Source organism: Hymenobacter segetis (assembly GCF_038448715.1).
Taxonomy (GTDB): Bacteria; Bacteroidota; Bacteroidia; order Cytophagales; family Hymenobacteraceae; genus Hymenobacter; species Hymenobacter segetis.
The window spans coordinates 76,473-93,103 of sequence record NZ_JBCEVZ010000016.1; the positions used below are offsets into that span (position 1 = coordinate 76,473).

A 16,631-nucleotide genomic window follows, 5' to 3' on the forward strand; every position below is an offset into this window, starting at 1 on the left:
GAATTATGAATTAAAAATTATGAGTTATGAATTAAATTTTTGAAGCACAAACCATTGACTTTGATGGCTCGCAATTCATAATTTCTAATTCATAATTCTTAATTAGCCTTTACCCGGCCTTCGACGCGGGCCGTGATGGGCTGGCCGGCTTTGGTGAGGGCGCGGATGTGGTCGGCGATGGCGGTGCGGAGCAGCACGTTGGTGTGGCGCGGCGTGAGGGTTTTGAAGAACGAGAGGTTGTCGCCGCCAGTCGCCAAATAGTCGGAAATGGCAATGGTGTAGGTGCGGTTTTCGTTCACATCGAAAGGCTTGCCGCCGATGCGAATGTCCTTGGGCATGCCATCGAAAGTGACACTATAAGTAGCGCCGGACACCGCCATCTTGATGTGCGCGGCGTAGTCGAACAGCTGCTGCACCACCGGGCCGGGGGCATCAAGCACGACCAGCTCGTTCTCAAACGGCATCAACTCAAACACCGAGCCCAGCGTGACGGGACCGGCCGCGAAGCCGGCGCGCAGGCCGCCATTGGTCATCACACCCAAGTCCATGGGGGCTTTCAGCTCGGCGCTGGCGCGCTCGCGCTGCAGGTCGGCCACGAAGTTGGAGAGCGGGTTTTCGCCGGGGGCTTTGGTGAGCGGGGCCGGGGCGGTGCCCAGCACCTCGGTCATCTGAGCCGTTACCTTGTCGTGGTAGGGCGCAATGAGGGCGGCAATGGCGGGGTCTTCGGTCTGGGTTTTGCCCACTACCTGGCTCGTGGTGGGCGCGAAATGGGCAGTGGGTGCGAAGGCGGCGCGCTGGCAGCCGGTGGCTAGCGTCAGGGCCAGCAATAGCGGCGTGAAGGTGACCCGCAATGAATGGTGCAACATGAAATATGGAGGAAGCGGACGATACCCGATGGACACCGGGCGAAGTTGATGCAAAGTTACGATGTTAACCCGGCAGGCCGCCGCTCACAGCCGCGTCACCATGGCCGCTTCGGCCCCGGCGCGGTATCTTTCGGCCTGTTTTAACTGAGGTTCGTAGTTGCGGGAACCGCCGCACGCTATCCGTTGAAGCACTTGCTACCTATGTCCGACACCCTCACGGCCGCGCCCGTCTCCTTCGCCGAATTCCCGGCCGTTACCACTGCCGAGTGGCAGGCCCGCCTCACCCGCGAGCTCAAAGGCCAGGACCCGGCCACGCTGCGCTGGCCCCTGCCCGACGGCTTTAGCCTGGAGCCCTTTTACCACCGCGAAGCCCTCACAGCGCTGGGCGGCCCGCCCGCGCCCCTGCCCCACCCCATCGCGCCCTGGCTGAACGTGCCCGCCCTTGCCATACCGGCCGGCACTGACGGCCGCGCCCAGATTGACCAAGCGGCCAATGCCCTCGCCAATGGAGCCGACGGCATCCATTTCATCATTCACGACATCCCGGCGCTGGCCGTGCACTACCTGGCCGAGCAGCTGCCGCTGGCCCGCACCTTCGTGGGCTACACCGTGCTGGCCGCCCCCGATGAGCTCCTGGCTCAGCTGGTAGAAGCCGCGCCCGGCACGGCCCTGCGTGGTTTCCTGCGCTTTGCCCCCGGCCCCGTGCCCGAGGGGGCCGAGCTGGCCGACTACCGCGCCGCCCTGCGCCGCTGCGTGCGCCTGACCACGGGTATGCCCGATTTCCGCGCGCTGGCCGTGAACGGGGCCTTTTTTGGCAACCGGGGCGCTACTGCCACCCAGCAGATTGCCTTCAGCCTGAACACCGCCGCCGCCCTGCTGGCCGACCTGCCCGATGCCGAAACCACGGCCGCCGAAGTAGCCGCCACGCTGCACCTGCACGTGGCCATCATGCCCGGCTACTTCCTCGAAATTGCCAAGCTGCGCGCCCTGCGCCGCCTGTGGGCCACGCTGCTGCACAGCTTCGGCCTGCCGGCTGAGCTGAATGCCCACCTGCGCATCCACGCCATGACGGCCACCTGGACGCAGACCACCCTCGACGCGCACAATAACCTGCTGCGCCACACCACCGAGGGCATGAGCGCCGTGCTGGGCGGGGCCGATTCCTTATCCGTGGCCCCGTTCGACTGCCTGTTTGCCGAGGCCAACGAGTTTTCGGGCCGGCTGGCGCGCAACCTCTCAGTGCTGCTGCGCGAAGAGGCCGGCCTGGGCCGGGTGCAGGACCCCGCCGCCGGCTCTTATTATATTGAAACCCTCACCGACCAGCTGGCCCAGGAGGCCTGGGCCCTGTTTCAGCGCACCGAGGCGGCGGGCGGACTGCCGGCCGTGCGCGGCCAGCTCATCGAAGAAATCAAGGCGGTGGCCACGGAAACCTTCCGGCGCATTGCCAGCGGCCAGCAGGTGATTGTGGGCACCAACCGCTTCCAGAACAAGAACGAGCAGTTCCACTTTCACCCCAAGAAGCTCCTGCGCTCCGCCGATTTCGACGTGACGCGGGCCGCTTACCCCACCGAAGTGCTGCGCCTGGCCACGGCCATGCACTTCGAGCGCCGCGACCGCAAGAGCAAGCGCGCCGCCGTGGTGCTGCTGGGAGCCAACACCAACCAGGTTATCCTGGAAACGTTTCTGCAAACCCTGCAGGACCACGAGCGGCCCGAGCTGGCGGCCAGCCACCCCGCCGGCACGCTCTCGCTGCTCTATTCTTCGGCCGAGGAAGCGACCCTGATGTACGCCACCATCGAGCAGTTCCAGAAATTTGCCCGCTTCATCTACCAGATTCCGACCGAGAAGCAGCACTTCGTCCCGCCGGCGTTGCTCAGCTCTGACCTGGCTACCATGCACGAGGCCGTGCGCGTGTTCGGCTTCCAGGAAATGAAGGTGCAGGGCTATACCACGGAGGAAGTGCTGGCCCGACTGCAAGGGCGGTAGTCTTTCAATTATAAATTTTGAATTATGAATTATGAATGGCTAATCGGCTGCGGCCCACCATTCATAATTCATAATTTATAATTCAGAATTCCCTCATGAAGCCCGACTTCTCTTCGATTCCCTACGACGCCGCCCCGGCCCCCGCCGCTCCCGCTGCGCCCGAAACCGCTGCCACGCTCACGCCCGAGGGCATTGCCATCAAGCCCGTGTACGGCCCCGAGGATGTGGCCCACCTCGACCACCTGGGCTTTGGCGCGGGGCAGGCGCCTTACCTGCGCGGCCCTTATGCCAGCATGTACACCCAGAATCCGTGGACTATCCGGCAGTACGCCGGCTTTTCCACGGCCGAGGAATCGAATGCTTTTTATCGCCGCAACCTGGCCGGCGGGCAGAAAGGCCTGAGCGTGGCCTTCGACCTGGCCACCCACCGGGGCTACGACTCGGACCACCCCCGCGTGCAGGGCGACGTGGGCAAGGCCGGCGTGGCCATCGACTCGGTGGAGGACATGAAAATCCTCTTCGACCAGATTCCGCTCGGCGAAATGTCGGTATCCATGACCATGAACGGGGCGGTGCTGCCCGTGCTGGCCTTCTATATTGTGGCGGCCGAGGAGCAGGGCGTGCCGCCCGAAAAGCTGCAAGGCACCATTCAGAACGACATTCTGAAGGAGTTCATGGTGCGCAACACCTACATCTACCCGCCCGCGCCGAGCATGCGCATCATCGCCGACATCTTCAGCTACACGGCGGCCAAGATGCCCAAGTTCAACTCCATTTCCATCTCGGGCTACCACATGCAGGAAGCCGGCGCGACGGCCGATTTGGAGCTGGCCTACACCCTGGCCGACGGCCTGGAATACGTGCGCGCCGGCCTCGCGGCGGGCATGAAGATTGACGAATTCGCCCCGCGCCTGAGCTTCTTCTGGGCCATCGGCATGAACCACTTCATGGAGATTGCCAAGCTGCGCGCCGGCCGCCTGCTCTGGGCCAAGCTCATCAACCAGTTCAACCCCACCAACCCCAAAAGCCTGGCCCTGCGCACGCACTGCCAGACCTCGGGCTACTCCCTCACCGAGCAGGACCCCTACAATAACGTGGCCCGCACCGCCATCGAGGCCCTCGCGGCCGTGCTCGGCGGCACCCAGAGCCTGCACACCAACGCCCTCGACGAGGCCATTGCCCTGCCCACCGATTTCTCGGCCCGTATCGCGCGCAACACCCAGCTCTACCTCCAGCACGAAACCGACGTGACCAAAGTGGTGGACCCCTGGGGCGGCAGCTACTACGTCGAAACCCTCACCCACGAGCTGGCCGACCGCGCCTGGGCCCTCATCCAGGAAGTGGAAGGGCTGGGCGGCATGGCCAAGGCCATCGAAACCGGCCTGCCCAAGCTGCGCATCGAGGAAGCCGCCGCCCGCAAGCAGGCCCGCATCGACTCGGGCAAGGAAATCATCGTGGGCGTGAACAAGTACCAGACCACCGAGAAAACGGAGGTCGAAGTGCTCGACATCGACAACGACGCCGTGCGCGAAAGCCAGATTGCCCGCCTCAAAACCATCCGCGCCACCCGCGATAATGTGGCCGTGAAGGTGGCCCTGGCCGCCCTCACCGAAGCCGCCGGCGTACGCCTTGAGGAGTTAGGAGTGAAGAGTGAAGAGTTAAGAGTTGATTCAGCCGATGCTTCTGCCCCAACTCTTAACTCTCAACTCTCAACTCATAACTTATTGGCGCTAGCCATAGAAGCCGCCCGCGCCCGCGCCACCCTCGGCGAAATCTCCGATGCCCTCGAAGCCCAGTTTGGCCGCCACCAGGCCACCACGCGCACCGTGGCCGGCGTGTATTCGCAGGAGATGAGCCACAACGCCGCCTTCGAGCAGGCCCGCGCGGCGGCCGAAGCCTTCGCCGCCCGCGAAGGCCGCCGCCCCCGCATGCTGGTGGCCAAAATGGGCCAGGACGGCCACGACCGCGGCGCCAAAATCATCGCCACCAGCTTCGCCGATGTCGGCTTCGACGTCGACATTGCCCCCCTCTTCCAAACCCCCGCCGAAGTAGCCCGCCAGGCCGCCGACAACGACGTGCACGTCGTGGGCGTGAGCAGCCTCGCCGCCGGCCACAAAACCCTGCTCCCCCAGCTGCTGGCGGAGCTGCGGCAGCTCGGCCGCGAAGACATCCTGGTCATCGCCGGCGGCGTCATCCCCGCCCAGGACTACCAGTTCCTCTACGATGCCGGCGTGGCCGGCGTGTACGGCCCCGGCACGGTCATCGCCACCGCCGCGCTAGAGATTCTGGCGAAGCTGGGGGAGTAGTTGCCCCAGCGCGGTTGGCTGGCGTCAATCCATCTTAGTTAAAAGGCCCGCTCCCAACAGCGGGCCTTTTTTGTTCGCCATAATTTCTGAGCTTGCAGGCTAATCCCCTTTCTTATGAATCTCTTTACCACGCTCGACCGCCTCAAAGCCGACCTCGATGCCCTGCGCCCCCTCGCGCCCGAACAGGAGCAGCGGGTGCTGCAAAAGTTTCGGCTCGACTGGAATTATAACTCCAACGCCATTGAGGGCAACTCCCTCACGCTGGGCGAAACCCGCTCGCTACTCCTGCACGGCCTCACGGCCGAAGGCAAGCCCCTGCGCGACCACCTCGACATCAAAGGCCACAACGAAGCCATCCTCGGCCTCGAAGAAGTGGTGCACGACGACCGGCCCCTCACCGAGCAGTTCATCCGCGAAATGCACCAGGTACTGCTCGGCGAGGAGCACTACAAGCCCGCCCACACGGCCAGCGGCCAGCCCACCCGCCAGCGCATCGTGCCCGGCCAGTACAAGTCCAGCACCAACAACGTGGTCACCGCCACCGGCGAAACCTTCTATTTCGCCAGCCCCGAGGAGACGCCCGCCCGCATGCACGACCTCCTCACCTGGTACCGCCAGGAGACGGAAGCGCCCACGCTACACCCCGTCGCGCTAGCCGCCGAGTTTCATCACCGCTTCGTCAGCATCCACCCCTTCGATGACGGCAACGGCCGCATGTCGCGCCTGCTCATGAACCTCATCCTCATGCGGCACGGCTACCCCATCACCGTCATCAAAGCCGACGAGCCCACCCGCAACCGCTACCTAGCCGCCCTCTCCGCCGCCGATGCCGGCGACCCCGAACCTTTCCTCCGTTTCATCATTGAAAACGTGGAAGCCTCCCTGCAACTCATGATTCGCGCCGCGAAGGGCGAATCCATCGAAGAACCAAGTGACTTGGATAAGAAGCTTGCGCTGCTGAAGAAGCAGGTGTTAACTAATGAGGATACAATCGAAAAATCTTGGAATATGGACCTCCAAGTATCTTTTTTCGATGCACTTATTGATAGATTGATTAGTGACCTCACGACCCAAACAAGCCGCTTTGACGCTTTTTTTCTGGAGAAGTTTTTCTCAGGAGGGGTGTTCTATGTAGGTGCTAAATTGCCAGTAATTAAGGAATTCTCTATGATATCTAATGTAAAAGAGACTATCAAGAGGGGTCTAAATAAATCAGCTGTTTTAGCCGATACAGTAACCTTTAGTATAGCATGGACTGGTTTTCGTCAACGTCGTAAGTCGTTTGACTTACGTTTACTAATTGATTTCCTTTTTGCAGAACACGAGTTTGGAATAGCTGTAAGTATAGATGAGTTATTAGATGGAAAGCCTGCTTATTCTGACCATGACAAAGCACTAGTCTTTTTTGATTCTATTTACTTAAATGATTATGCTTCGATAGATTATTACGACCTCAACTACCAGTTCGCCAACAAAGTCTACGACTTCATCGCTGCCAAAGTAGCCGAAGCCGACTCCTCCCCCAGCTAACCCCAGGCCCGCCCCACCCGGCGGGCCTTTTGCGTGCCCGCGCCGCCTTCCGGGCTGCCCCTGGGCCTTGCCGGGCCTCCCCGGTGCCTTGGCGGGCCTCCCCTGCGTCTTTACGCCCTCCCCCGGTGGGTTTACGCCATTCCCCGGTGGGTTTACGTGGGCGTAAGGGCGCGGGGGAAGGGCGTAAACCCACTAGGGAAGGACGTAAACCGATGGGGCAAGGGCGTCGAGGCGTGGGGGAATGCCTACATTGGGTGCTCAACTTTACCCATTCATTGTCAACCCCATGAAAAAAGCTACCACTGTGCTGCGGCACTATTCGTCCTCGGCGGCGGCCATGCGCCAGGACATGCGCACCATGCAGGCGCATTACCTCAGCCACCAGGCCGCTTTCCAGGCCTTCAATCCGGAGTTTGATGCGGCATTTGGAACCGATTGGCTGGCCGCGATTGACCTGGCCGATACCACCCCCGACAACACCGTGCGGGTGGGTGAGCTGATGGAGGACACTGCCGAAGTGGCCAGCGCCATGGCCCAAGCCCAAGGGGCCCTGCAAAGTCTGTTTTACTTCGTGGGCCGCGCCTATCCACACAACGTCGGGCGCATGGCCACCTACGGCCGCAGCAATTACGAAACCGCCCGCAACAGCCACGACAAGATGCGGACGCTGCTCCAAACCGCTTTTGCCTCGGCCACCCGCGACAAAACCGACCTCGCCGCCAAGGGCTACACCGCCGCCCAGCTGGCCACGCTGGGCACCCTCGTCACGGAGCTGGCCGATACCAACACCACCCAGGAGGTGAAAAAAGGCACCAACCAGGAGGGCACCGACCACTACCTCACCACCCAAAACCTGGCCTACGGCTTCGGCCAGGAGGCGAGCGCGGCGGCCAAGGTGCTCTTCGCCGCCGATGCGGCCACGCTGAAGCTGTTTCGGCTGAGCGGGCCGGCCGCGCCCGCCGGCCCCGAAACCCACGAGCTGACCGTGGCCGCCGGGGCGCTGGGCAGCGTCCTGTTCAGCACGCCGCTGCTGGCCACCACCCGGCTGCACCTGCGCTTGGCCGTGCCCCAGCCCGCGCAGGTGGCGCTGGTGGGCCGCGTGCTGGCGGCCGGCAACAGCCTCCGCGCCCACGCCACCCTCACCACCAGCGGCAGCGAGCTGGACACCACGGCCGAGGCCCTGGGGCCGGACGGCCAGTGGCTGGAGGTGTTCAACGACAGCGATACGCCGGTGCGCGTCGAAATCGCGGTGCTGCACTAAGCCGCATTGCTTTTCATCCATCAAAAAAAGGCCCGGATGCTATATCCGGGCCTTTTTTTGATGAAACAAAACCGTGCCTAGCGCACCAGCAGCGGGGCCGTGGCGGGCTGGCCATTGCCCAGGGTAGCGCGCAGCTGGTAGAGGCCGGGGGCCAGCCCGGCCAACGACACCGGGCAGTCGCCGGCCGTGGCGGGCAGCGCCTGCTGGCGCACGGTGCGGCCCAGGGCATCGAGCACAGCGAGCTGGCCGCCGCCCACCGGCAGCCGCAGCGTGACCGAGCCGCTGGCCGGGTTGGGGTAGGCGGCCAGGGCCAGGCCGGCCGCAGCCGGGCGGGCGGCCGTGAGGATGCCGCCGGCCGTGAGCTTGGCCATCAGCACATCGGCTAAGCCCGTGGAAGCGGCGGTGGGCAGCGCCCCAAACGCGACCGTGCCCCCGACATCGCCCACGAGGTAGGCATTGCCGGCCGCATCGGTCCCGATGCTGGTGGCCTGGCACCCATCGGCACCGGGGGTAGTGGTGGCACCCACGCCCTGGCTGGCCCACACGGCATTGCCCTGGCCGTCGTAGCGCACCACAAACAGCTGCGGGTTGAGGGCGTAGAGGGTGGTGGCCCCGAAGACGGCCGTGCCCCGCAGGCGGCCGACGAGGTAGCAGCCGCCGCGCCCGTCGTAGGCCACGCCGAAGGCCAGGCTGGGGCCGGAATTGGTGCCCGCGCCGTTGGCCGCGCCGGTGGGGTTGATGCGCCGTTCCCACAGCGGTGCGCCCTGAGGCGTGAAGCGGGTCAGGAACAGGGTGCTGCCCAAGGGGCCGCCAATCCCGCCCCCGGTCGCCACGTATTCGCTGGTGGCACTCACCACGGCCGAGCCGCTGGCGTCCACGGTTACGGCTTCGGCGAATTCGTCGGAGGCCCCGCCCACCGACGCGGCCCAGACGGGGGTGCCGGTGGCATCGAGCTTGCACAGGAAAATGTCCAGGGTGCCATAGAGGCTGGTCACGGTGGCAGTCCCGAACTGCCGGGTGCCGCTGAACGAACCCACGAGGTAGGCATTGCCGGCGGCATCCAGGGCCAAGCCCCGGGTGGTGTCGCCCCCGCCGCCGGTACCCACGATGCGACTTTGCAGGATGCCGCCCGCCGGCGAAAACTTATAGTAGAACACGCCCGTGCCCGCCACGGCCGGCCCGCCAAACGCCACGGCCGTGCTGGCGTTGCCGGCCACGGCCACGTTGCCGCTGGCATCGGTGGCCAGGCTGCCGACAGAGGTGCCGGCCCCGCCCTGGCGCACCCACTGCGGCTGGCCCTGGGCATCGAACTTGGCCAGGTAGGAGTCCTCGAAGGCGCTGGTGAGGGTGGTGCCGCCCACCGTAACGGTGTTCCTGAAGGAGCCCGCGAGGTAGGCATTGCCGGCCCCGTCCACCGCCACGCGGCCGTCGAGGGTATTAGGGTATCCGCCGCCCTCTACCGGGCGCGCCCAGAGCACGGTGCCCGTGGCGCTGTATTTGGCCAGAAAGTAGTGCGCCGCCCCGGAGCCGGCCGTGAGCACGGTGGTGCCCAGGGTGAGGGTGCCGGTGTAGTTGCCGGCCACGTAGCAGCTGCCATCGGCCGCCACGGCCAGGTGGCGCCCGCTGCCGAAGCTGCCCGTGGGCGAGGTGCTGCGCTGAACGCGGGCCCAGGCGGGGTCGGTTTGGGCCCGGGCGGTGGGAGCGGCCAGCAAGCCGGCGGCAGCCAGCACGGTGAGGCAGGGCAGCGCGCATGGGAACAAGGTAAAAAGGGACATAAGCGGAATGGGGAAAGGGATGAAAGGAAACCAGCAAAGCCGCCGGTCAGGGGCGACCTTATTTCGAATATACTCCCGCCGGGCCAGCAAGTTGCGGCCCCGGCAACTGCCGGGTTTACTTTAAAATCAAATATATTATTTATATGATTCTATAAAATTCTTATCTAAGTTTAAGGTAGAATCGTGTCGCCCGGCCCTTGAGGTGCCGCTGGGCCGTTGGCTATGCTGCTGAAGGATGCCCTGGAGCAAGGCGGGTCGGTTTAATCAATCCTTCTCATTTCCCCACAATTCCCACACTCCCTTACCGCTATGAAACACTTCCTCCTCTCCGTATTGCTATTGATTGGCCTGGGTGCCTGGGCCCAGCCCACCGCCTGGACCTACGCCCTGCCCGCCACCGCCGGCGTGGCCGCCGTGGCCGCCGATGCCGACGGCAATACCTACGTCACGGGCAGCTTCGTGGGCGGCACCGCGCAGCTGGGCGGCACCACCATCAGCAGCAGCCTGCCCGGCCGCTGCCTCTACATTGCCAAGCTCAACCCCCAGGGCCAGGTGCTGCGCGTGACCAAGCTGGAAGGGGCCGAAGAAGGCAGCAACACCACCGACATTGTAGTGGATAAGGACGGCAATACCTACATCAGCGGCCGGCTGCACGGCACCATCACCTACGCCGGCGGCCAAACGGTGGGCGTCATCGCCGAGAATTTCGGCTACTCCGTGATGCTGGTGAAGTGCGGGGCCAACGGCCGCGTGCGCTGGGTGAAACAGGCCAGCGGCAACCAGGGCGGGGCCTACGGCTCCAGCCACGGCACGGGCGTGGCCGTGGACCGGGCCGGCAACAGCTACATCAGCGGCGACGTCACGGGCGGCAACGTTACCGCCGATGCCATTGTCATCGGGTCGCGCCGCCGCGATGGCTTTTTGGCGAGCTACGACCGCAACGGGCAGATACGCTGGGCCAAGGCCCCGTTCAGTCTCAAAGGGGCTTTGGGCTCGAGCTTTGCGCTGGGCGTGGCCGTGGACAATGCCGGCCACTGCTACCTCAGCGGCCACACGGCTGGCGGCTGGCACCTGGATAACGTGTCGCTGCCCATTGGCCCCGATTCCGACTATTTAGCACTGTTCGACTCGGGCACCGGGCAGGTGCAGTGGGGCAAGTACGTGCCCAGCAACAACTGGGGCGGGGCCCTGGCCATCGATAAGCAGGGCGACGCCTGCATCGGCGGCGATTTTATGGGCACGGCTGACTTCGGCAACGGCGTCACCCTCACCAGCACCGCCCCCACCGGCTACGTGGCCCGCTACGATGCCACCGGCGATGTGGACTGGGCCACGGCCGTGAATACCTCGGTAAAAGGCATAATTGTCGACCAGCAGTCGCGCAAGGTATTCGTGACGGGCAGCGCCGGTACGCAGGCCTACCTGACCCGCCTCAATGCCAATGGCCGCGTGCAGCAGCAGGAATTGGTGGACGGCCCCGGCACCAGCGGCGGCACCAGCATTGCCATCGATGACCAGAACAACGTGTACACCGCCGGCTCCTTTACCGGCAGCTGCCACTTCGATGCAATAACCCTGAACAATACCACCACGCAAGGCTATGTGGCCCGCTATGGCAGCCGCCTGCGTGGCCACGGCCGGGACGACAACGACTTTCGCGCCCCGGCCCTAAACCTCTTCCCCAACCCCGCCCAAAACCAGCTCACCCTGCGCCTCGATAACCAGGCCCCGGCCGGCCAGGCCACGCTGTACGACCACCTGGGCACCCCGGTAGCCACCCGTTCCATCCAGGCGGCCGCGGCCGATATCCACTTCGATACCTCGGCCCTGCCCGATGGCCTCTACGTGCTGCGGGTGGCCACGCAGGGCAAAACCACCTCCCAGCCGGTGGTGGTGCAGCATTAGCGCGGGCAGCGCTTACCTTGTGCGCTCCGGCCGGCTGATGCAGCGGGCCGGGGCGTCACTTTTTTCCCGCGTTGCTATGCACCTGCTCAGCCAACTGCTCATCGGCCTGGTGGCCCTCATTCACGCCTACATTCTGTGGCTGGAAATGTTTGCCTGGACCACCCGTGGCCCCAAAACCTTCCGTTCCCTGCGCCCCGAGCTGTTTGCGCCCACCAAAGTGCTGGCCGCCAACCAGGGCCTCTACAACGGTTTTCTGGCCGCCGGCCTCGTCTGGGCGCTGCTGATAACGGACCCGGCCTGGCACCGCAACGTGGGCGCGTTCTTCCTGGGTTGCGTGGCCGTGGCCGGCATCTACGGCGGATTCACGGCCGGCAAGCGGATTATTTTGGTGCAAACCGTGCCCGCCCTGCTGGCCCTGGCGGCCCTGCAAATGGCCTGATTCTGGCGCTTGCCTTAGTCGCGCGAGCGGAAGGCAAACGGCACCGACATGGTGCGGGCCACGCGCACGGGCTTGCCACCCACAAGGCCGGGTGTCCACCAGGGCATGAGGCGAATCACGCGCAGGGCTTCTTCGTCGAAGCCATGGCCGCAGCCCTTGGCCACTTCCGCATCGACGATGCGGCCCTGCTGGTCCACTACAAAGCTCACGTACACCATGCCCGACAGGCCTTGCTTGAGGGCTTCTTCGGGGTAATGGGCCGTTTGGCGCACGAAAGCGTAGTAGGCCGACTCACCGCCCGGAAAGGACGGCAGCACCTCTGAGAACTTCAGTACGGTGGATGCGTTGGCGGCTTCCGCTTCGGGGGCCGGGGCTACGGGCACCGGGCCGGTGGGCGCGGCCACGGCTTTGGTGAGCGACTGCATTTTCACGGTCAGGGAGTTGCCGGCCGCCACCGCCAGCGTCTGGTCGCGGTAGCCCTGGCATTTGAACAGCAGCACGGATTTGGTGCTGGTGAGGGCCAGCAGGAAATCGCCGGCGGCGTTGGTGCTGGTGGCCTGGGGAGTGCCCTGCACCGCCACGAATACGCCCGGCAGCGGCACTCCTACCTCGTTGGTAACGCGGCCCGCCACGGCCGGGGCCGCCGAAGCGGTGGCCGGGCCTGCGGTGGATTTCGAAGCCGGTGATGGGCCGGCAACCAATAATTGCGCAACGACAAGCAGAGTAGAGAGCAGCATAAGCGGTGGGATTTTGGTGAAGAGAATGAGTGTTTGCAAAGCAGGGGCACGGGAAAGTTCATTGCCTGACCAGACCACAATCGTTTTCAGTAGAAAACGGCGAATGGACGGTTGAAACAGGCTAAAAACCTGTTTCCATCAATTGATTTTTTCCGGGCACAAGGCAAATAATTCGCAGAAGGCAAACGTTTGCCCTTCTTACTTTCTTTATAAAGAAGGAGCTGTCAGCGAAAGGGATTCGTTCGTTAACTGCGTTTATTTCAAAGCAAATTAACAATAAAATGCCCACAAATCAAATCAATAGCCTTTTGTACAGGACTCACGTTTTCGAAAAATATTCATAATCCCTGATTAAACCGAGCCGCATTTACAAATGAACTATTCCAAGTAAAATTTATCGCGAAGCCAATTTCACAAAAACATGGCGTGACAAGGGCAGTGTGCACAAAAAAGCCCTGCCACCACGCCGGCAGACGTGGTGGGCAGGGCCGGAGCGGCAGATGCCGCCTTGTTTTCAGGAAATTACGTTGAGGCTATTGCGCCGGCTGGGGCTCACCGCCCAACAGGGCCCAGGCTTGCGCGTTGCCCTGCTGGCCGGCGAGGTGCAGGGCGGTGAGGCCCCGGGCATCGGCAATGGTGCGGTCGGCTCCGGCATCAAGCAGGAGTTGCACCAGCTCGTTGCGGCCAAACATGGTGGCGAACATGAGGGCCGTGCCGCCGCTGGCGTTTTGAATATTGAGGCCAGCCCCGTGGGCAATGAGCTGTCGGGCAATGCCGGGGTAGCCCTTGAAGCTCACGCCCATCAGGGCAGTGTTGCCGCCGAGGTCCTGGGCGTTGGGGTTGGCCCCGGCATCGAGCAGGAAGGTGGTGGCATCGGGGTGGTTGTCGTAGGCTGCCAGCACGAGGGGGGTGAAACCCTTGGGGTTGGCCGTGTCGACAGCGAGGCCGGTGGCCAGCAGGTCGCGCAGGGCGGGCACATCGCCACGCCGGGCGGCATCAAACAGGAGGTCTTCGGAAGGGGCAGCGGTGGAATCCATGAATGGCAGGAATCTGGTAAGAAATACGGAACGGGCGTGGCCGGGCGGACACCCCGGCAGCGCTTACGGATTGCGCGGGCATTTGATATGCGGCACGGGACTGACGGCGGGTTTCCGGCCTCAAAAACAAAGCAGCACCACGAGCGCGAGCACGGTCAGCAATGCGCCCACGGCGGCGGTGTTCACGTAGGTTTCGGGGGAGTGACCGGGCCAGGTGCCCACGGCCGCTACGGCCGCCAGCAGCAGCGGCAGCAGAAAAAAGGCCCCGTAGATGGTGCCGCCGTAGGGCCGAAAAGGGGCCGGGCCGTCGGGCGAGGCGGGCGCGCTGATGCGCTGCACAATGCCCAGAATGGGCGTTTGCCACACGGTGATGGCCTGGCCGGTGCGCACGCGGTGGCCGATGGCGCTGGGCAGCCGGAAGCTGGTGTGCGCCGTGTGCACGCGGTAGGCCACCTCGGGGGCGGAAAGCGCGGACGGCACCGATACCGGGAAGCGGCTCTGGACGGTTTCGTGGGCGTATTGGCGCAGCGGCAGGGTCCAGTCGAGGCCCAGCAGCAGGCAGCAGGCCAGCAGCGCCACGTTGAGGCTGCGGGCAATGCGGGCGTAGTGGTGCCAGCGCGCCTCGGCGGCGGCGTAGTGGGCTGGCAGCGCGGCTTCGGCGGGCTCCTGGGCCAGCAGCACATCGTAGGCCAATCGGCGGCGCGGGTGGCTGATGATGCCGTAGCCGGCCTCTACCTCGGCGAGGCGGGATTTCATGGCGGGGTCGGCGGCCAGGCGCTTGAGGCGGGTGCGCTGGGCCAGGTAGGCCTGCACGATTTCCGACGCAGTGGCCGTGGAGTCGACGCCCAACAGGCGGTAATAATTCTGCATATCGAAAGCGCGGCGAAGCCCTAAAATACAGAGTGCCGGGCTATTTCAAAACGCAACTCTGCCACGGGCTATTGTTTGGGCAACACCAAACCCCGCGCTAGGCCGTGGCAACAGCAGCCACGATGCGGAATTGGCGGCCGGCCGGCCGTACTTCGCATTCTTATGACGACTGATTCGGCCACTGCCCTTGCACTGCATCCACCCGCCCAGGCCGCCGCGCCCGCCTGGAGCGTGCTCGACGTAGCCGAGGTGCGCGGCCGCTCGCGGCTGGTGGCCTGCAAAAACATTCAGCCGCTGAAGCTGCTGCAACCGGCCTCGCCCAGCCGCGCCGCCCACGTGGTGCTGAGCAGCTACGGCGGCGGCCTGGTAGCGGGCGACGTCATCCGGCTGCGCATCACGGGGCGGGCCGATTCGCGGCTCATCATCAGCACGCAGGCCAGCACGAAGGTTTTTCGGTCCATCGATGGGGCCGTGGCCGAGCAGCACACCGTGGGCGAGCTGGGCGAAAATGCCCTAGCCGTGGTATTCCCCGACCCCGTGGTATTGCAGGCCGAAAGCCGCTACCGGCAGGTGCAGGCGTGGCAGTTGCAGCCCACTTCCCTCCTGCTGCTGGTCGATTGGTTTCACTCCGGCCGGATGGACCAAGGCGAGCGGTTTGCCTTCACATCCTTACACTCGGAATTGCGCGTACGGGTGGCCGGCCGGCTGGTACTGCTGGACAGGTTTGGGTTTGAGCCCGCGGAAAATATTGCCACCTCACCGGCCAATTTCGCGGGGTATCAAACCTTCTTCTCAGTGTTTCTGGTGGGTAGTCCCGGCGATGCCAAGTTTCAGAAACTGTCTGAGATGCTGGCGCGGCAAAAGATGCCTGGTGGCACGGGGCCGCATTTCAATATCAATAGCCAAGAATGCGCGATTTCGGTGGCGCGGGCGCGGGAGAATGTGTGGGTGCTGCGAGCCGCCGCGCACAGCCGCATGGCCTTGCAGCCGCTGTGCGATGAGATTCTGGCGGCGCTGGCCGATGGGGAATTGCTGGGCTATAACCCGCTGGCGCGGAAGTATTAGCGCCGGTCTTCGCGCACGGCGGCCAGGGCGCGGGCTTTGGCGGCTTTGATGTGGGCAATGATTTCATCCAACCCGTAGCCGTCGGTGGCGCGGGCGAAGAGGAATGGGCCTTCGCCGCGCATCTTCTTCGAGTCGCGCTCCATCACACCAAGGTCGGCTTTGATAAGGTCTTTGAGGTCGATTTTGTTGATAATGAGCAGGTCGGACTGCGTGATGCCGGGGCCGCCCTTGCGCGGGATTTTGTCGCCACCCGACACGTCGATGACGTAGATGGAATAGTCCACCAGCTCGCGGCTGAAGTGGGCGGCCAGGTTGTCACCGCCGCTTTCCACGAAAAGGTAATCGAGCCCGTAGTCGAAGCGCTGCATGAGGCCTTCGAGCGCGTCCATGTTCAGGGAAATATCCTCCCGAATGGCGGCGTGCGGGCAGCCGCCGGTTTCGACGCCTACAATGCGGCTCTCATCCAAAGCGCTGTGGCGGATGAGAAATTCGGCGTCTTCGCGGGTAAAAATATCGTTGGTGACCACGCCCAGTTCGAACTCGTGGCGCAGGCGCTCGCACAGGGCTTTGAGCAGCGCCGTCTTGCCCGTGCCCACCGGCCCGCCGATGCCCACCGTGAAGGCGCGCTTGCGGAAGTTGCGGTAGCTGGGCAGCCGCCGCGTTTCGCGCTCATTGAAGTCGCCGGGGGATTCGTAGGCTTCGTGCTGGTGGCCGTGGAGGAGAAGGGCAAGTTTTTCGACAAAAGCCATTTGGAGAAAGTTAATTGTAGGGGCGGGGCTTGCCCCCGCCCGTCGTTGGACGGAATCGTTGAACAAGTGCGAACGTCCGGGCGGGGGCAAGCCCCGCCCCTACTC

At 64.0% G+C, this 16,631-nt stretch carries 13 protein-coding genes; 7 read left to right on the forward strand and 6 right to left on the reverse strand.

Features of this window, described 5'->3' with window-relative positions:
- Positions 1–98 precede the first annotated feature (98 nt).
- Complete coding sequence (locus AAFH49_RS08925) at positions 99–866, reverse strand: 5'-nucleotidase C-terminal domain-containing protein (RefSeq protein ID WP_342297445.1); 768 nt, start codon at positions 864–866, stop codon at positions 99–101.
- Between the two features lie 201 nt (positions 867–1,067).
- Here AAFH49_RS08925 and AAFH49_RS08930 point away from each other — a divergent pair, with 201 nt between their 5' ends.
- The 4 genes from AAFH49_RS08930 (at position 1,068) to AAFH49_RS08945 (ending at position 7,949) form a co-directional block, all read left to right on the forward strand.
- The gene (locus tag AAFH49_RS08930; RefSeq protein ID WP_342297447.1) at positions 1,068–2,852 is read left to right on the forward strand and encodes a methylmalonyl-CoA mutase family protein; all 1,785 of its coding nucleotides are present in this window, start codon (positions 1,068–1,070) and stop codon (positions 2,850–2,852) included.
- A 95-nt stretch (positions 2,853–2,947) separates the two neighbouring features.
- Positions 2,948–5,158 (forward strand): methylmalonyl-CoA mutase, encoded by a 2,211-nt coding sequence (gene scpA / locus AAFH49_RS08935; protein WP_342297449.1) that lies wholly within the window; start codon positions 2,948–2,950, stop codon positions 5,156–5,158.
- Positions 5,159–5,272: 114 nt separating this feature from the next.
- On the forward strand, positions 5,273–6,688 hold the full coding sequence (locus tag AAFH49_RS08940) for a Fic family protein (protein WP_342297450.1): 1,416 nt from the start codon (positions 5,273–5,275) through the stop codon (positions 6,686–6,688).
- Positions 6,689–6,974: 286 nt separating this feature from the next.
- Positions 6,975–7,949, forward strand: a complete 975-nt coding sequence (locus AAFH49_RS08945; RefSeq protein ID WP_342297452.1) for a hypothetical protein — start codon at positions 6,975–6,977, stop codon at positions 7,947–7,949.
- Positions 7,950–8,026: 77 nt separating this feature from the next.
- On the opposite strand, the gene AAFH49_RS08950 is transcribed toward AAFH49_RS08945, so the two are convergent.
- Positions 8,027–9,724 carry a hypothetical protein gene (locus AAFH49_RS08950; protein ID WP_342297453.1) on the reverse strand — a complete coding sequence of 566 codons (1,698 nt, stop codon included), beginning with the start codon at positions 9,722–9,724 and terminating at the stop codon, positions 8,027–8,029.
- A gap of 309 nt (positions 9,725–10,033) precedes the next feature.
- Between AAFH49_RS08950 and AAFH49_RS08955 the strand changes: the two genes are divergently transcribed.
- Positions 10,034–11,629: a T9SS type A sorting domain-containing protein gene (locus tag AAFH49_RS08955; protein WP_342297455.1), complete on the forward strand. Its 1,596-nt coding sequence runs from the start codon at positions 10,034–10,036 to the stop codon at positions 11,627–11,629.
- Positions 11,630–11,705: 76 nt separating this feature from the next.
- Complete coding sequence (locus tag AAFH49_RS08960; protein WP_198067815.1) at positions 11,706–12,068, forward strand: DUF1304 domain-containing protein; 363 nt, start codon at positions 11,706–11,708, stop codon at positions 12,066–12,068.
- Positions 12,069–12,082: 14 nt separating this feature from the next.
- Here AAFH49_RS08960 and AAFH49_RS08965 read toward each other — a convergent pair whose 3' ends face one another.
- The 3 genes from AAFH49_RS08965 to AAFH49_RS08975 all read right to left on the reverse strand — a co-directional run bounded on the left by AAFH49_RS08965 (position 12,083) and on the right by AAFH49_RS08975 (position 14,712).
- Positions 12,083–12,805 carry a TonB family protein gene (locus AAFH49_RS08965; protein ID WP_342297456.1) on the reverse strand — a complete coding sequence of 241 codons (723 nt, stop codon included), beginning with the start codon at positions 12,803–12,805 and terminating at the stop codon, positions 12,083–12,085.
- A 533-nt stretch (positions 12,806–13,338) separates the two neighbouring features.
- The gene (locus tag AAFH49_RS08970) at positions 13,339–13,842 is read right to left on the reverse strand and encodes an ankyrin repeat domain-containing protein (protein ID WP_342297458.1); all 504 of its coding nucleotides are present in this window, start codon (positions 13,840–13,842) and stop codon (positions 13,339–13,341) included.
- Between the two features lie 120 nt (positions 13,843–13,962).
- Positions 13,963–14,712 (reverse strand): J domain-containing protein, encoded by a 750-nt coding sequence (locus tag AAFH49_RS08975; RefSeq protein WP_342297459.1) that lies wholly within the window; start codon positions 14,710–14,712, stop codon positions 13,963–13,965.
- Positions 14,713–14,874: 162 nt separating this feature from the next.
- Here AAFH49_RS08975 and AAFH49_RS08980 point away from each other — a divergent pair, with 162 nt between their 5' ends.
- A complete protein-coding gene (locus AAFH49_RS08980) occupies positions 14,875–15,777 on the forward strand; it encodes an urease accessory protein UreD (RefSeq protein ID WP_342297461.1) in 903 nt (300 codons plus the stop codon).
- On the opposite strand, the gene ureG is transcribed toward AAFH49_RS08980, so the two are convergent.
- Entirely contained in the window at positions 15,774–16,526 is a 753-nt protein-coding gene (ureG, locus tag AAFH49_RS08985; RefSeq protein ID WP_342297463.1) for an urease accessory protein UreG, read from the reverse strand. The two genes, AAFH49_RS08980 and ureG, sit on opposite strands and share 4 nt — an antisense overlap.
- Between the last annotated feature and the right edge of the window lie 105 nt (positions 16,527–16,631).